At 65.1% G+C, this 13,406-nt stretch carries 12 protein-coding genes, 1 pseudogene and 1 other annotated feature; of the genes and pseudogenes, 9 read left to right on the top strand and 4 right to left on the bottom strand.

Annotation, left to right across the window (positions count from 1 at the left end):
• Positions 1-9: 9 nt before the first annotated feature.
• Complete coding sequence (locus ACT7DK_RS06765) at positions 10-630, bottom strand: L-threonylcarbamoyladenylate synthase (RefSeq protein WP_445397582.1); 621 nt, start codon at positions 628-630, stop codon at positions 10-12.
• Positions 631-650: 20 nt separating this feature from the next.
• Positions 651-1,475: an RNase RNM gene (gene rnm, locus ACT7DK_RS06760; protein WP_445397580.1), complete on the bottom strand. Its 825-nt coding sequence runs from the start codon at positions 1,473-1,475 to the stop codon at positions 651-653.
• A gap of 109 nt (positions 1,476-1,584) precedes the next feature.
• Positions 1,585-1,687 (top strand) — a sequence feature (Trp leader region).
• Between the two features lie 177 nt (positions 1,688-1,864).
• Here rnm and ACT7DK_RS06755 point away from each other — a divergent pair.
• The 6 genes and pseudogenes from ACT7DK_RS06755 to trpA all read left to right on the top strand — a co-directional run bounded on the left by ACT7DK_RS06755 (position 1,865) and on the right by trpA (position 8,375).
• Positions 1,865-3,415 (top strand): anthranilate synthase component 1, encoded by a 1,551-nt coding sequence (locus ACT7DK_RS06755; RefSeq protein WP_445397578.1) that lies wholly within the window; start codon positions 1,865-1,867, stop codon positions 3,413-3,415.
• A pseudogene (locus tag ACT7DK_RS06750) lies at positions 3,408-3,992 on the top strand (aminodeoxychorismate/anthranilate synthase component II); the annotation flags it as partial. The gene ACT7DK_RS06755 and the pseudogene ACT7DK_RS06750, both read left to right, overlap by 8 nt.
• A 9-nt stretch (positions 3,993-4,001) precedes the next feature.
• The gene (trpD, locus tag ACT7DK_RS06745; protein ID WP_232513440.1) at positions 4,002-4,997 is read left to right on the top strand and encodes an anthranilate phosphoribosyltransferase; all 996 of its coding nucleotides are present in this window, start codon (positions 4,002-4,004) and stop codon (positions 4,995-4,997) included.
• Positions 4,991-6,379, top strand: a complete 1,389-nt coding sequence (gene trpCF / locus ACT7DK_RS06740; RefSeq protein WP_445397576.1) for a bifunctional indole-3-glycerol-phosphate synthase TrpC/phosphoribosylanthranilate isomerase TrpF — start codon at positions 4,991-4,993, stop codon at positions 6,377-6,379. The genes trpD and trpCF overlap by 7 nt, the downstream gene beginning before the upstream one ends.
• Positions 6,376-7,569, top strand: a complete 1,194-nt coding sequence (gene trpB, locus ACT7DK_RS06735) for a tryptophan synthase subunit beta (RefSeq protein WP_445397574.1) — start codon at positions 6,376-6,378, stop codon at positions 7,567-7,569. The genes trpCF and trpB overlap by 4 nt, the downstream gene beginning before the upstream one ends.
• Positions 7,566-8,375 carry a tryptophan synthase subunit alpha gene (trpA, locus tag ACT7DK_RS06730; protein ID WP_445397572.1) on the top strand — a complete coding sequence of 270 codons (810 nt, stop codon included), beginning with the start codon at positions 7,566-7,568 and terminating at the stop codon, positions 8,373-8,375. The genes trpB and trpA overlap by 4 nt, the downstream gene beginning before the upstream one ends.
• A 226-nt stretch (positions 8,376-8,601) precedes the next feature.
• Here the strand turns inward: trpA and ACT7DK_RS06725 are convergent, their stop codons facing one another.
• Positions 8,602-9,087: a nucleoside deaminase gene (locus ACT7DK_RS06725; RefSeq protein ID WP_445397570.1), complete on the bottom strand. Its 486-nt coding sequence runs from the start codon at positions 9,085-9,087 to the stop codon at positions 8,602-8,604.
• Positions 9,088-9,191: 104 nt separating this feature from the next.
• The gene (locus ACT7DK_RS06720; RefSeq protein WP_445397568.1) at positions 9,192-10,169 is read right to left on the bottom strand and encodes a calcium/sodium antiporter; all 978 of its coding nucleotides are present in this window, start codon (positions 10,167-10,169) and stop codon (positions 9,192-9,194) included.
• 485 nt (positions 10,170-10,654) lie between these two features.
• Here ACT7DK_RS06720 and nirK point away from each other — a divergent pair, with 485 nt between their 5' ends.
• Genes nirK through ACT7DK_RS06705 form a run of 3 tightly spaced genes read left to right on the top strand, consistent with a single transcriptional unit; the run spans position 10,655 to position 13,348 of the window.
• Positions 10,655-12,076: a copper-containing nitrite reductase gene (nirK, locus tag ACT7DK_RS06715; protein WP_445397566.1), complete on the top strand. Its 1,422-nt coding sequence runs from the start codon at positions 10,655-10,657 to the stop codon at positions 12,074-12,076.
• Positions 12,076-12,849, top strand: coding sequence for a formylglycine-generating enzyme family protein (locus tag ACT7DK_RS06710; protein ID WP_445397564.1), 774 nt, complete (start codon positions 12,076-12,078; stop codon positions 12,847-12,849). The genes nirK and ACT7DK_RS06710 overlap by 1 nt, the downstream gene beginning before the upstream one ends.
• Positions 12,809-13,348, top strand: coding sequence for an SCO family protein (locus ACT7DK_RS06705; RefSeq protein WP_445397562.1), 540 nt, complete (start codon positions 12,809-12,811; stop codon positions 13,346-13,348). The genes ACT7DK_RS06710 and ACT7DK_RS06705 overlap by 41 nt, the downstream gene beginning before the upstream one ends.
• Positions 13,349-13,406 lie beyond the last annotated feature (58 nt).

Genomic DNA, 13,406 nt, shown 5'->3' with positions numbered 1-13,406 from the left:
GTCATTCACTTATTCAAAGGGCCGGGTATCGCCGGCGCCTTGGCGCACGATAACGGGCAGGTCGTCATAAAGATCGATCACGGTGGTCGGCCGGGGATCCAGCACGCCGCCGTCGATGATCAGATCCACCACCTTTTCCAGCCGCTGGCGGATCAGGTGCGGATCGTATTCGGCGTCGCTCTCGCCGGGCAGGATCAGACTGCAGGACATCAGCGGCTCGCCCAGGGCCTCGAGCAGCGCCAGAGTGATGGCGTTGTCCGGCACCCGCAGGCCGATGGTCTTGCGCTTGGGGTTCTGCAGCCGCTTGGGCACTTCCTTGGTGGCACGCAGGATAAAGGTATAGGCGCCGGGGGTGTTGTTCTTCATCAGCCGGAAGGCGCCATTGTCGACCCGGGCGTAGAACGACAGCTCGGAGAGATCCCGGCACACCAGGGTAAAGTTGTGATCATTTTCAATCTTGCGGATGCGGCAGATGCGCTCCATGGCGCTCTTGTCGCCCACCAGGCAGCCGATGGCATAGCCGGAATCGGTGGGATACACCAGCACCCCGCCCTGGCGTACGATGGCCACCGCCTGGTTGATCAGGCGGGCCTGGGGATTGTCGGCGTGAATTTCGAAATACTGACTCATAATTCCTCCCGGAATGATTTTTAGAGAAAACGCTCCCACACGGGGCTCGCTTCTTTGGGTAGCCATAGCTGCCGTCCCAGCTCCCGCCAATGGCTGGGATAGTGGAAATCGGATCCAACAGAGGCCGCAAGGCCGAAATCCTTGCTCCACTGTCCCAAGTTAGCACGCTCCTGGGGACTCTGCTGGGCCATGGATACCTCCATGGCGTCGCCCCCCGCCTCGGCGAAGGCCGCCAGCAGCTTCTTGACCCACTTGTTGGACAGGTCGTAGCGGGTGGGGTGGGCCAGCACCGCCACCCCGCCCGCCTGCTGGATGGTGGACACCGCCTCAGCGAGCGAACACCAGTCCGGCGGCGCATAGCCGGTGTTGCCCCGACTCAGGAACTTCTGGAAGACCTTGCCCATGGAGTCCGCCGCCCCCTGCTCCAGCAGCCACTGGGCCATGTGGGTACGGGTGATGGGGGCATCGCCCGCAATGGCCCTGGCCCCTTCATAGGCGCCGGGAAAGCGTGCCTTTTCCAGCCGCTCGGCCATCAGCCGGGCGCGGGCCTCGCGCCGCCGCTGCTGGGCCGCGAGCAACACACCCAACCCGTCATGCAGGGGATCGATAGCAAGGCCCACCACATGGATTTCCTTGTGCTCCCACAGAGCCGAGATTTCCACCCCGTCCACCAGCCGGATACCGTGCAACTCGGCCGCCTGCCGGGCTTCAATCAGCCCGGCCACCGTATCGTGGTCGGTCAGGGCCAGCACCTCCACCTCCTGGGCCGCGGCCCGGGCCAGCAGCTCGGTGGGGCTGAGCCGGCCATCGGAGGCGGTGGAATGGCAGTGCAGGTCGATTCGCATAAAAAATCCTGTGGTCGGGGTTGACTTGCACCCCCGAATATCGTTTAACTGTATCCAGTTTCTGATTGACGAGAAGAGCGCGATGTTTCGGCAAATTTCCACTCTGACCATCTGGTGGTGGCACACTCCCTGAAAGCGGGTGGTGTGAATTGCTGTATTCGTCTTAAAGTCTCAGCACACATAAAAGCCCGCGACCTCGCGGGCTTTTTTATTATCCAGCAAAAGGTGATGCGATGAAACCGACCCGGACCCTTTTTTGGCGATGGCAACCCCAAATCCTGTTGATGACGCCGCAACCGGCCTTTGTATCCATAACCGATGACGACATTGCCAGCCAGGTGATACTGCAAATCCCTGACGACAGACATTAACCAGACAAGGAATACCCCATGGCGCATGGTCAGCTCCACGTATTACTGCAAGATGCCCCCTATACCGGCGACCCCCTCGCCCTGTTCGCCGCGCTCACCCGCCCCGGTGACAACAGCGTATTGCTGGAGTCCGCCGAAATCGACACCAAGGCCGGTACCCAGAGCCTGCTGATGCTGGACGCCTGTGTCCGGCTGGTATGCGATCACCACAGCGTCACCCTCACCGCCCTCAACGCCAACGGCCTGCCCGCCCTGGCTCTGGTCGAGCAGGAGCTTGGCGGCGAACGCCAGTCCCACACACTGGTGGTGACGGTGCCGGCCGCCGATGCCAACATGGACGAAGACAGCCGGCTCAAGGCACCCTCGGTGCTGGAAACCCTGCGCCTCATCCTGACCCGCTTCACCGCCGACCAGGGCCAGCAGCACCTGTTCATGGCCGGCACCTTCGCCTACGATCTCATCGCCGCCTTCGAGCAGTTGCCCGAAGTCAGCGAGGGCATCAACCACTGCCCCGACTTCAGCTTCTACCTGGCCGAAACCCTGATCACCCTGGATCACCTGCAGGAACGCTGCCAACTGGCCGCCTGCGTGTTCGATCCCGCCGAGCAGGGCCGGCTGCAGGCCCGCCTCGGGCAACTGGCCGCCGCCTGCGGTGAGGTCCACGCCGAACCCCTGGCGGAGCTGCCCTTCACCGGCCAGGTGCAGGCGAACAAGAGCGACGCCGAGTTCCGTGCCGACGTGGACACCCTCAAGGGTCACATCATGGTGGGCGACATCTTCCAGGTAGTGCCTTCCCGCTGCTTCAGCCTGCCCTGCCCCAGTCCCCTGGCCGCCTACCGCAAGCTCAAGCAGACCAACCCCAGCCCCTACATGTTCTACGTCAACGACCAGGACTTCATCCTGTTCGGCGCCAGCCCCGAGAGCTCGGTCAAGTTCGACCACGCCAGCCGCCAGGTGGAAATGTACCCCATCGCCGGCACCCGCCGCCGTGGCTTCAACCCGGACGGCAGCGTCAACCTGGATCTGGATGGCCGCATCGAGCTGGAGCTGCGCCGGGACGAGAAGGAAACCGCCGAACACCTGATGCTGGTGGATCTGGCCCGCAACGACATCGCCCGCATCAGCGAGCCGGGCAGCCGCTATGTGAAGGATCTGCTGAGCGTGGATCGCTACAGCCACGTGATGCACCTGGTGTCGCGGGTGGTGGGCACCCTGCGCGCCGACCTGGACGCCCTGCACGCCTACCAGGCCTGCATGAACATGGGCACCCTCACCGGCGCCCCCAAGATCCGCGCCAGCGAGCTTATCCGCCAGGTGGAGCGCCGCCGCCGGGGTAGCTACGGCGGCGCCGTGGGCTACCTCAACGGCCTGGGCGACATGGACACCTGCATCGTGATCCGCTCCGCCTTCGTAAGCTCAGGCCAGGCCCATGTGCAGGCCGGCGCCGGCGTGGTGTACGACTCACAACCGCAGGCGGAAGCGGACGAAACCCGCAACAAGGCGGCGGCGGTGCTCAATGCCATCGCCCTGGCCCACGGCAAGACCCTGGCGGAGGTGACCCATGGCTAACACCATTTTCCTGCTCGACAACTACGACTCCTTTACCTACAACCTGGTCGACCAGTTCCGCAGCCTGGGCGCCACCGTGCGCATCTACCGCAATACGGTGCCCGTGCCCCAGCTGGTGGCGGCCATGGAGCAATGCGAGCGGCCCATCCTGGTGCTGTCGCCGGGCCCGGGCACACCCAGCCAGGCCGGTAACATGCCGGCCCTGATCGGCGCCTGCATCGGCCGCTTCCCCATACTGGGGATCTGCCTGGGTCATCAGGCCCTGGTCGAACACTATGGCGGCAAGGTGGAAAACGCCGGTGAAATCAAGCACGGCAAAAGCTCGCTCATCAGTCACAGCGGCAAGGGCGTTTTCGCCGGCTTGCCCACCCCCCTGCCCGTGGCCCGCTACCACTCGCTGGTGGGCACCAGGATCCCCACCAGCCTGTCGGTGATCGCCGACTACCAGGGCATGACCATGGCGGTGCAGGATACCGCCAAGCGGGTCCTGGGCTTTCAGTTTCATCCCGAATCCATCATGACCACCGAGGGCGCCCGGCTGCTGGAGCAGAGCCTGGCCTTTTTGAGCGCGCCGGAAACCCGGGCCATGGATCAGCTGTACCGCGGCGAGCACATCAGCCGCGCCCAGGCCCAGGCCCTGTTCGGCGAGCTGCTGCGCGGCGACATGGATCAGATGACCATGGCCTCCCTGCTGACCGTGCTGAAGATGAAGGGCGAAACCCCGGATGAAATCGCCGGCGCCGCCCAGGCCTTGCTGGAAGCGGCCAGCCCCTTCCCGCGCCCGGACTACGCCTTCTGCGACATCGTCGGCACCGGCGGCGACGGCATGAACACCATCAACGTTTCCACCACCTCGGCGCTGGTGGCCGCCGCCTGCGGCATCAAGGTGGCCAAGCACGGCAACCGCGGCGTCTCCAGCAAGTCCGGCTCTTCCGACCTGCTGGAACAACTGGGCATCGACCTGAACATGAGCCCGGACACCGCCCGCCGCTGCCTGGACGAGGCCAACGTCTGCTTCCTGTTCGCGCCCAAGTATCACGGCGGCATCCGTCACGCCATGCCGGTGCGCCAGACCCTGAAAACCCGCACCATCTTCAACGTACTGGGCCCGCTGGTGAACCCCGCTCGCCCCGACTTCATGCTGCTGGGGGTGTATTCCGAAGCGCTGGTGCGCCCCATTGCCGACACCCTGGTGGCCATGGGCCTCAAGCGGGGCATGGTGGTGCATGGCAGCGGCCTGGATGAAATTGCCATCCACGGCCCGACCCAAGTGGCGGAGATCCTCAACGGCGAGATCATCGAATACAGCATCACTCCCGAAGAGCTGGGACTCAGGCGTTACGACATCAGCGCCATTGCCGGCGGCGAGCCCAGTGAAAACAAGGCCATCACCCTGAGCCTGCTGCAAGGGGGCGGCACCCCCGCCCAGCAAAGCGTCATCGCCATCAACGTGGCGCCGCTGCTGGTGATGAGCGGCCGGGCCGAAACCCTGAAAGAAGGCGTGGAGCAGGTGCTGGCTGTGTTAAAGTCGGGCAAAGCCATGGAAGTAGCCAATAAACTGGCGGAGTTGAGCCAATGTTAAGTACCGTTCTCGGCAAGATTGTTGCCGACAAGAAAATCTGGGTCGAGGCGCGCAAGCAGGCCCAGCCCCTGGACAGTTTTGAAGCCGGCCTGATCCCGAGCGATCGCCCCTTTGAGGCGGCCCTGGCCGCCGGCCAGCCGGCCTTTATCCTGGAATGCAAGAAGGCTTCGCCCTCCAAGGGCCTGATCCGCGCCGACTTCGACATCGACGCCATCGCCGGTGTCTACGGCCGCCATGCCTCGGCCATCTCGGTGCTGACCGACGAAAAATATTTCCAGGGCAGCTTCGAGTTCGTGACCCGGGTGCGCGGCCAGGTGAGCCAGCCGGTGATCTGCAAGGATTTCATCATCGACCCTTACCAGATCAAGCTGGCCCGCCACCACCGGGCCGACGCCATCCTGCTGATGCTGTCGGTACTGGACGACGACCAGTACCGGGAGCTGGCCGCCGTGGCCCGCGCGCTCAACATGGGCATACTGACCGAAGTCATCAGCCGTGAAGAAGTGGAGCGCGCCCTGCGCCTGGATGCCCGGGTTATCGGCATCAACAACCGGGATCTGCGCGATCTGTCCATCGACCTGGACCGCACCCGGGAACTGTCCCGGCTTATCCCGGACGATCGCATCGTCATCTCCGAGTCCGGCATCCATCACCACGCCCAGGTGAAGGCCTTGTCCGCCCACGCCGACGGTTTTCTGGTGGGCAGCTCGCTGATGGCCGAGGACGATCTGGATCTGGCGGTGCGCCGCCTGATCCTGGGCGACAACAAGGTGTGTGGCCTGACCCGCCCGCAGGACGCCGCCGCCGCCCATGCCGCCGGTGCCGCCTTCGGTGGCCTCATCTTCGTGGCCCAAAGCCCGCGCTGCGTCAGCCTGGAGCAGGCGCAGGCCCTGATCCAGGCCGCACCCCTCGACTACGTGGGCGTGTTCCAGAACCACAGGCGCACCGAGATTGCCGATACCGCCCGCACCCTGGGGCTGAAGGCGGTGCAGCTGCACGGTGACGAGGACGAGGGCTATATCGACGCCCTGCGCGCCATGCTGCCCGAAGGCGTGGAAATCTGGAAAGCGGTGGCGGTGGCGGATGCCCTGCCTCCTCTGCCCGCCAACGCCGACCGGCTGCTGTTCGACACCAAGGCCTTCGGCCAGAGTGGCGGCACCGGCCGGGCCTTCGACTGGTCGCTGCTGGCAGGCATCGACAAGCGCAACATGATGCTCGCCGGCGGCCTCAGCCCCGACAACGCCGCCCGCGCCGCCGCCATCGGCTGCCGGGGGCTGGATTTCAATTCCGGCGTGGAAAGCGCCCCCGGGCAGAAAGACCCGGCCAGACTCAACGCGGCCTTCGCCGCCCTCAGACATTACGGACGCAGGAACACACAATGACCCTACTTAACCCCTTCTTCGGCGAATTTGGCGGCATGTACGTGCCCCAGATCCTGATGCCGGCCCTGCTCCAGCTGGAGCAGGCCTTTGTGGACGCCCAGCAGGATCCCGAGTTCGAGCGGGAATTCCGCGAGCTGCTGTGCGAATACGCCGGCCGCCCCACCCCGCTGACCCGGGTGCGCAACCTGGCCTCCCACACCAAGACCCGCATCTACCTCAAGCGGGAAGACCTGCTGCACGGCGGCGCCCACAAGACCAACCAGGTGCTGGGCCAGGCGCTGCTGGCCAAGCGCATGGGCAAGCAGGAGATCATCGCCGAAACCGGCGCCGGCCAGCACGGCGTGGCCACCGCCCTGGCCTGTGCCCTGATGGGCCTGAAGTGCCGGGTGTACATGGGTGCCAAGGACTGCGAACGGCAGAAACCCAATGTGTTCCGCATGAAGCTGATGGGCGCCGAAGTGATACCGGTGCATTCCGGCTCGGCCACCCTCAAGGACGCCTGCAACGAGGCGCTGCGCGACTGGGCCGCCAACTACGAGACCACCCACTACATGCTGGGCACCGCCGCCGGCCCGCACCCCTTCCCCACCATAGTGCGCGAATTCCAGCGCATGATCGGCGAGGAAGCCAAGGTGCAGATCAGGGAGCGTGAAACCCGGTTGCCGGACGCGGTGATCGCCTGCGTCGGCGGCGGCTCCAACGCCATCGGCATCTTCGCCGATTTTATCGATGAAGAAGGCGTGGAACTCATCGGCATCGAGCCCGCCGGCAAGGGCATCGACACCGGTGAGCACGGCGCGCCCCTGCGCCACGGCACCAAGGGCGTGTTCTTCGGCATGCACTCGCTGCTGATGCAGAACGACGACGGCCAGATTGAGGAGTCCTACTCGGTGTCCGCCGGGCTCGACTTTCCCTCGGTCGGCCCCGAGCACGCCTACCTGGCCTCCATCGGCCGCGCCCGCTACGAGTCCATCACCGACGACGAAGCGCTGGACGCCTTCCAGGCCCTGGCCCGCAACGAAGGCATCATACCGGCGCTGGAATCCTCCCACGCCCTGGCCTACGCCCTGAAGATGGCCGAGGCCGAGCCCGACAAGGAACAGGTGCTGATCGTCAACCTCTCCGGCCGGGGCGATAAGGACATCTTTACCGTGGCCGAAATCCTGGAGCAGAAAGGAGTGCTGAAATGAGCCGTTACCAGTCTTTGTTCGACCGGCTGAACGCCGCCGGTGAGGGCGCCTTCGTGCCCTTCGTGACCCTGGGCGACCCCACCCCTGGCCAGTCGCTCAAGGTGATCGACGCCCTGGTGGCTGGCGGCGCCGACGCCCTGGAGCTCGGCATTCCCTTCTCCGATCCGGTGGCCGACGGCCCCACCATCCAGGGCGCCACGGTGCGGGCGCTGGCGGCCGGCACCCGCTCCGCCACCTGCTTCGAGATGCTGAAACAGATCCGCGAAAAATACCCGGAGCTGCCCATCGGCCTGCTGGTGTACGCCAACCTGGTGTACAAGCCGGGCCCGGCCAACTTCTACGCCCAGTGCGTGGCCGCCGGGGTGGACTCGGTGCTGGTGGCCGACGTGCCGGTGGAAATGGCCGCTCCCTTCAAGGCCGCCGCCGACGAAGCGGGCATCGCCAGCATCTACATAGCGCCGCCCAACGGCAACGACGACACCCTGAAAACCGTGGCGGAAATGGGCTCGGGCTACACCTACCTGCTGAGCCGCGCCGGGGTGACCGGCACCGAAACCAAGGCCGGCATGCCGGTGGACAGCCTGCTGGCCAGGCTGAAGGAATTCGGCGCCCCGCCTTGCCTGCTGGGTTTCGGCATCTCCGAGCCGGAGCAGGTGCGCGCCGCCGTGCAGGCCGGTGCCGCCGGCGCCATTTCCGGCTCCGCCGTGGTCAAGATCATCGAACAGTACCTGGACGACGACCAGGCCATGCTGGACGCCCTGACCACCTTCGTGCGGAACATGAAGGCCGCCACCCGTAAGGCGTGAAGCGTGAAGCGTGAAGCGTGAAGCGTGAAGCGTGAAGCGTGAAGCGTGAAGCGTGAAGCGTGAAGCGTGAAGCGTGAAGCGTGAAGCGTGAAGCGTGAAGCGTGAAGCGTGAAGCGTGAAGCGTGAAGCGTGAAGCGTGAAGCGTGAAGCGTGAAGCGTGAAGCGTGAAGCGTGAAGCAGCAATATGATGGAGCGCGGGCGGCCCGCGCTCCAACTTTTTTACGGCTTAATCCTTCGCGCCAAAACAACGCCGGTACAGCTCGCGCAGCTGTGCCGCCAGCTCGGGCTCGGGGCCGTCCACTGCTATGTTCGGTGCCACCTGCTGGATGGACAGCGGCGCGACCGGCGAGGCCGGCAGGCCCCACTCCCGGCACCACTGGCCGAACTGCTCGGCCGAGCAAGCGTAAACGATGCGGCCCAGCCCCGCCCAGGCGTGGGCGGCGGAACACATGGGGCAGTGCTCGCCCGAGGTATAGAGGATGGCGGCGGCCCGCTCCTGCTCGGTGAGGTGCCCGGCGGCCCAGCGCGCCAGGGCGATCTCCGGGTGCCAGGTGGGCTCGCGGCTGTGGATACGGTTGCGATCCTCCGCCAATACGGCGCCGTCCGCCCCCACCAGCACGGAGCCGAACGGCTGATCCCCCGCCGCCAGCGCCTGTGCCGCCAGCTCCACGCAACGGCGCAGGTGCCGTTTATCCTGTTCGCTGATTGCCATGATTTCCTCCCTTTAAATAACAGTGGCAGGCTTTGCCGGCGCCCGGAAACAAGATGAAAGCAGCCATGTTCCCGCCATGCGGCAAGGCAGCCGGCTCGCCAGGCTCAGGCGGCGGCCAGCACGCCCAGCGCCAGCCAGGTGGTGTAGCCGCCGTAGGCCAGCAGCAGCAGACCGCCTTCCATCCGGTTGATGCGGCCCTGGCGGCCGCTGAACCCGTAGCCCAGCACGAACAGCGACAGGGTCAGGGCGCCCATCACCATAAAGTCGCGGCTGATCACCTCGGTCGCCACCTCCAGCGGATGGATGATGCCGGCCAGGCCGACCACCGCCAGGGTGTTGAACAGGTTGGAGCCGATCACGTTGCCGATGGCCAGGTCATGCTCATTCTTGCGGATGGCGGCGATGGACGACGCCAGCTCCGGCAGCGAGGTGCCCACCGCCACTATGGTCAGGCCGATGACAAGGTCGCTCACCCCGAAGGCCTGGGCCACGTTGACCGCGCCCCACACCAGGATGCGCGAGCTGATGATCAGCAGCACCAGGCCGGCCACCAGCCAGAAAAGCGCCTGCTTGAGGGTCATCTGGTTTTCGTCCAGTTCCTTGGCCTCGTCCGCCGCCATGGCGTCGTTGCCGTCGCGCATGCCCTGCATGATGCTCCAGCCCATCAGCAGCACGAACACCCCCAGCAGCACCATGGCGTCGGTGCGCGCCAGCCAGCCGTTCCACAACAGGCCGAGGGAAAGCAGGGTGATCAGCAGCAGTATCGGCAGCTCCTTGCGCAGCACCTGGGAATGCACGGCAATGGGACTGATCAAGGCCGTTACCCCCAGGATCAGCCCGATATTGGCGATGTTGGAGCCGTAGGCGTTGCCCAGGGCCAGCCCGGGGTTGCCTTCCAGGGCGGCGATGATCGACACCACTATTTCGGGGGCCGAGGTGCCGAAGCCCACTATCACCATGCCGATCAGCAAGGGCGGCATACCGGCGTAGCGGGCGGTGGCCGAGGCGCCGTCCACGAAGCGGTCGGCACTCCAGACCAGCACGGCCAGGCCCAGAGCAATGGCGGCTAACGACATCAGCATGAGCAGGTTCCCCCCTGGGCCGGGGTAACAAAAAAGCAAAAGGGTGTGTTGTGTTTCATAGGCGCTCTTCAGGGCGGGATCATGGATACCGGAGACCTCGTGACGTCCCGCCCGGCAAGTCACGCTGTCTCAGGTCTCATCAATCCATCAGGACACCACTGCCATAAGCCTTCGGCTCAGAGATTGTTGACAGTGGTTTCGGTGGGCACCGAACGATTACTCCCCCAAGAGGGGCCTATTCTGACAGCTTGTTTCCGGGATGAAAAGAGGTGGCTGGGCATGGCAAGGGAACCAGCCCAGGCTCCTCTTCCCCCCGAAACTGTGCGCCATGTCGATAAATTGCACACGGCCTTCTCTCCCCAAGGAGGTACAGGGACATTTATTGATCCAAATCAGCCCTGTTTGACGATGCCAGGAACAAACTTACATATGAAATACAGATTAAATTCAACCAACAATAAGCGCCAAAGCGCAGGGAGCATCCCATGAAACTGAGTAAGCTTGTCGCCGCCATCAGCATGACCTTCGCCTTGTCCGTACAGGCCAATACCCTGCCGGTGGAGGAAGCCGTGCTGACCTCGCCGCCCCTGGTGCCGCCCCCCATCACCCGGGATCATGCCGCCAAGGTGGTGGTGAAGATGGAAACGGTGGAAAAGGTGATGGAAATCGCCGACGGGGTGGAATACATGTTCTGGACCTTCGGCGGCTCGGTGCCGGGCCAGTTCCTGCGGGTACGCGAGGGGGACGAGGTCGAGTTCCATCTCTCCAACCACCCCGACTCCAAGATGCCCCATAATATCGACCTGCACGCGGTCACCGGCCCCGGCGGCGGCGCGGCCGCTTCCTTCACCGCTCCCGGCCACACCTCGGTGTTCAACTTCAAGGCGCTCAACCCCGGCCTCTACGTTTACCACTGCGCCACCGCCCCGGTGGGCATGCACATCGCCAACGGCATGTACGGCCTGATCCTGGTGGAGCCGAAGGAAGGGCTGCCGCCGGTGGATCGGGAATACTACGTGATGCAGGGCGATTTCTACACCAAGGGCGCCTACGGCGAGCAGGGCCTGCAGCCCTTCGATATGGACAAGGCGATCAAGGAGCAACCCGATTACGTGGTGTTCAACGGCGCCGTGGGCGCGCTCAACGGCGACAAGGCGCTCACCGCCAACGTGGGTGAAACGGTGCGGCTCTACGTGGGCAACGGCGGCCCCAACCTGGTGTCGTCCTTCCACGTCATCGGCGAGATCTTCGACAAGGTCAGCGTGGAAGGCGGCAACCTGACGAACGAAAACGTGCAGACCACCCTGGTGCCCGCCGGCGGCGCCGCCATGGCGGAATTCAAGCTGGACGTGCCCGGCAACTTCATCCTGGTGGATCACTCCATCTTCCGCGCCTTCAACAAGGGCGCGCTCGGCATGATGGCGGTGGACGGCGACGAGGACAAGATAGTCTACTCCGGCAAGGTGGCCGACAACGTCTACCTGCCCGAAGGCTCGGCGGTGCAGGTGATGCCCAACGGCCATCCCAAGGTCACCGCCAAGAACAAGGAAGAGCGGATGATGTACGGCAAGCGGGTGTACGAGGCCAACTGCCAGGCCTGCCACCAGGGCGGCGGCGAGGGCATTCCCGGTGCCTTCCCGCCGGTAGCCGGCTCCGACTTCCTCAACGAAGACCCGGCCCGGGCCGTCGACATCGTGCTGCACGGCCTCAAGGGTCCGATCAAGGTCAACGGCCAGGCCTTCGACAGCATCATGCCGGCCATGCGTCTGCCCGACGAGGACGTGGCCAACGTGCTCACCTACGTGCTCAACAGCTGGGACAACCAGGGTGGCGAAATCACCCCCGAGCAGGTGGCCAAACGTCGTGAGGAAGGCAAGCCCATCGTGATGGAAGGGAGTGCCCACTGATGAACCCGGCGCTGCTGATTGCTCTGGCGGCGCTGCAGATGGCCGAACTGCCCGGCGGGGAGATTCGGCCGCTGTATCTCAGCAAGGACAGCCCGCTCACCCGGGTGGCGCCGTTCCGGCTGGATGTCACCCCGGTCACCAATAAGCAATTCGCCGACTTCGTGGCCGGCCATCCCCGCTGGCAAAAGGGCCGCGTGGCCAGCCTGTTCGCCGAATCCGGCTACCTCAAGCACTGGCCGGGGGAGTACCCCTCCCCCGCGCAAGGGGCCCAGCCGGTGACCCAGGTGTCCTGGTATGCCGCCGATGCCTACTGCCGCGCCCAGGGCAAGCGATTGCCGACGGTGGCGGAATGGGAATTCGCCGCCCAGGCCTCGGAGCTGGCCGCCAACGGCAGCAGCGAGCCGGATTACAGCCGGCGCATCCTGTCCTGGTATGCCCGCCCGGCCACCGCCACCCTGGCCGCGGTGGGGCAGAGCCCGGCCAATTACTGGCAGGTGCGGGATCTGCACGGCCTGGTGTGGGAATGGACCCAGGATTTCAACTCCACCCTGGTCACCGGCGAGTCGCGGGGCGACAGCAGCCTGGATCAGGGCATGTTCTGCGGCTCGGGGGCGGCCGGCAGCGCCGATCCGTCCGATTACGCCGCCTTCATGCGCTTCGGCTTTCGTTCCAGCCTGAAGGCGCCCTACACCCTGGGCAACCTGGGTTTTCGTTGTGCACAGGAGATAACCGATGAAATCACTGCTGATGCTGATGCTGCTGGCGGCCTTTAGTGCCCGGGCGGCCCTGCCCGGCGATTCGGTCTACCAGCTCGACAGCCGCTGGCAAAGCAGCGAGGGCGAGACCATGAATATCGCCGAGCTGGCCGGCAAGAAACGGATAATCGGCCTGATCTACACCGACTGCGGCACCGCCTGCCCGCTGATCGTGGCCCATATGCAGGCGGTGCAACGGGCGCTGACGCCGGAGCAGCAACAGCGGCTCGGCCTGGTGCTGGTCTCGCTCACCCCGGCGACCGACACCCCCAGGGTGCTGCGCCACTTCGCCGAACATCGCGGCCTGGACCAGCACTGGACCCTGCTCAGCGGCACCGACGACGAGGTGCGCCGCCTCGCCATGGCGCTGAACATCCAGTACATGGGCCAGGCCGACGGCGAAATTTCCCACTCCAACGCCATCACTGTGCTGGACGAACAGGGCCGGCTGCTGGTGCAGCAGGTCGGGCTGCCCGAGGGCGCCCGGGGGCTGGTCGACACCCTGTTCGGGCCCTGAGCGCCGGGCGCGATAAAAAGCGTGCATTTCAATGTTGCATCCTGGATACTTCTTTCAA

This window comes from Zobellella sp. An-6, from assembly GCF_052487945.1.
This window is presented reverse-complemented; position numbering and strand designations above follow the sequence as displayed.

What these genes read in the sequence shown, in the direction of transcription:
- trpA (WP_445397572.1), top strand. Translation starts at nt 7,566, where the DNA reads ATGAGCCGTTACCAGTCTTTGTTCGACCGGCTGAACGCCGCCGGTGAG.
- ACT7DK_RS06705 (WP_445397562.1), top strand. Translation starts at nt 12,809, where the DNA reads ATGAAATCACTGCTGATGCTGATGCTGCTGGCGGCCTTTAGTGCCCGG.
- ACT7DK_RS06755 (WP_445397578.1), top strand. Translation starts at nt 1,865, where the DNA reads ATGGCGCATGGTCAGCTCCACGTATTACTGCAAGATGCCCCCTATACC.
- trpCF (WP_445397576.1), top strand. Translation starts at nt 4,991, where the DNA reads ATGTTAAGTACCGTTCTCGGCAAGATTGTTGCCGACAAGAAAATCTGG.
- ACT7DK_RS06765 (WP_445397582.1), bottom strand. Translation starts at nt 630, where the DNA reads ATGAGTCAGTATTTCGAAATTCACGCCGACAATCCCCAGGCCCGCCTG.
- ACT7DK_RS06725 (WP_445397570.1), bottom strand. Translation starts at nt 9,087, where the DNA reads ATGGCAATCAGCGAACAGGATAAACGGCACCTGCGCCGTTGCGTGGAG.
- trpD (WP_232513440.1), top strand. Translation starts at nt 4,002, where the DNA reads ATGGATCAGCTGTACCGCGGCGAGCACATCAGCCGCGCCCAGGCCCAG.
- trpB (WP_445397574.1), top strand. Translation starts at nt 6,376, where the DNA reads ATGACCCTACTTAACCCCTTCTTCGGCGAATTTGGCGGCATGTACGTG.
- ACT7DK_RS06710 (WP_445397564.1), top strand. Translation starts at nt 12,076, where the DNA reads ATGAACCCGGCGCTGCTGATTGCTCTGGCGGCGCTGCAGATGGCCGAA.
- rnm (WP_445397580.1), bottom strand. Translation starts at nt 1,475, where the DNA reads ATGCGAATCGACCTGCACTGCCATTCCACCGCCTCCGATGGCCGGCTC.
- ACT7DK_RS06720 (WP_445397568.1), bottom strand. Translation starts at nt 10,169, where the DNA reads ATGCTGATGTCGTTAGCCGCCATTGCTCTGGGCCTGGCCGTGCTGGTC.
- nirK (WP_445397566.1), top strand. Translation starts at nt 10,655, where the DNA reads ATGAAACTGAGTAAGCTTGTCGCCGCCATCAGCATGACCTTCGCCTTG.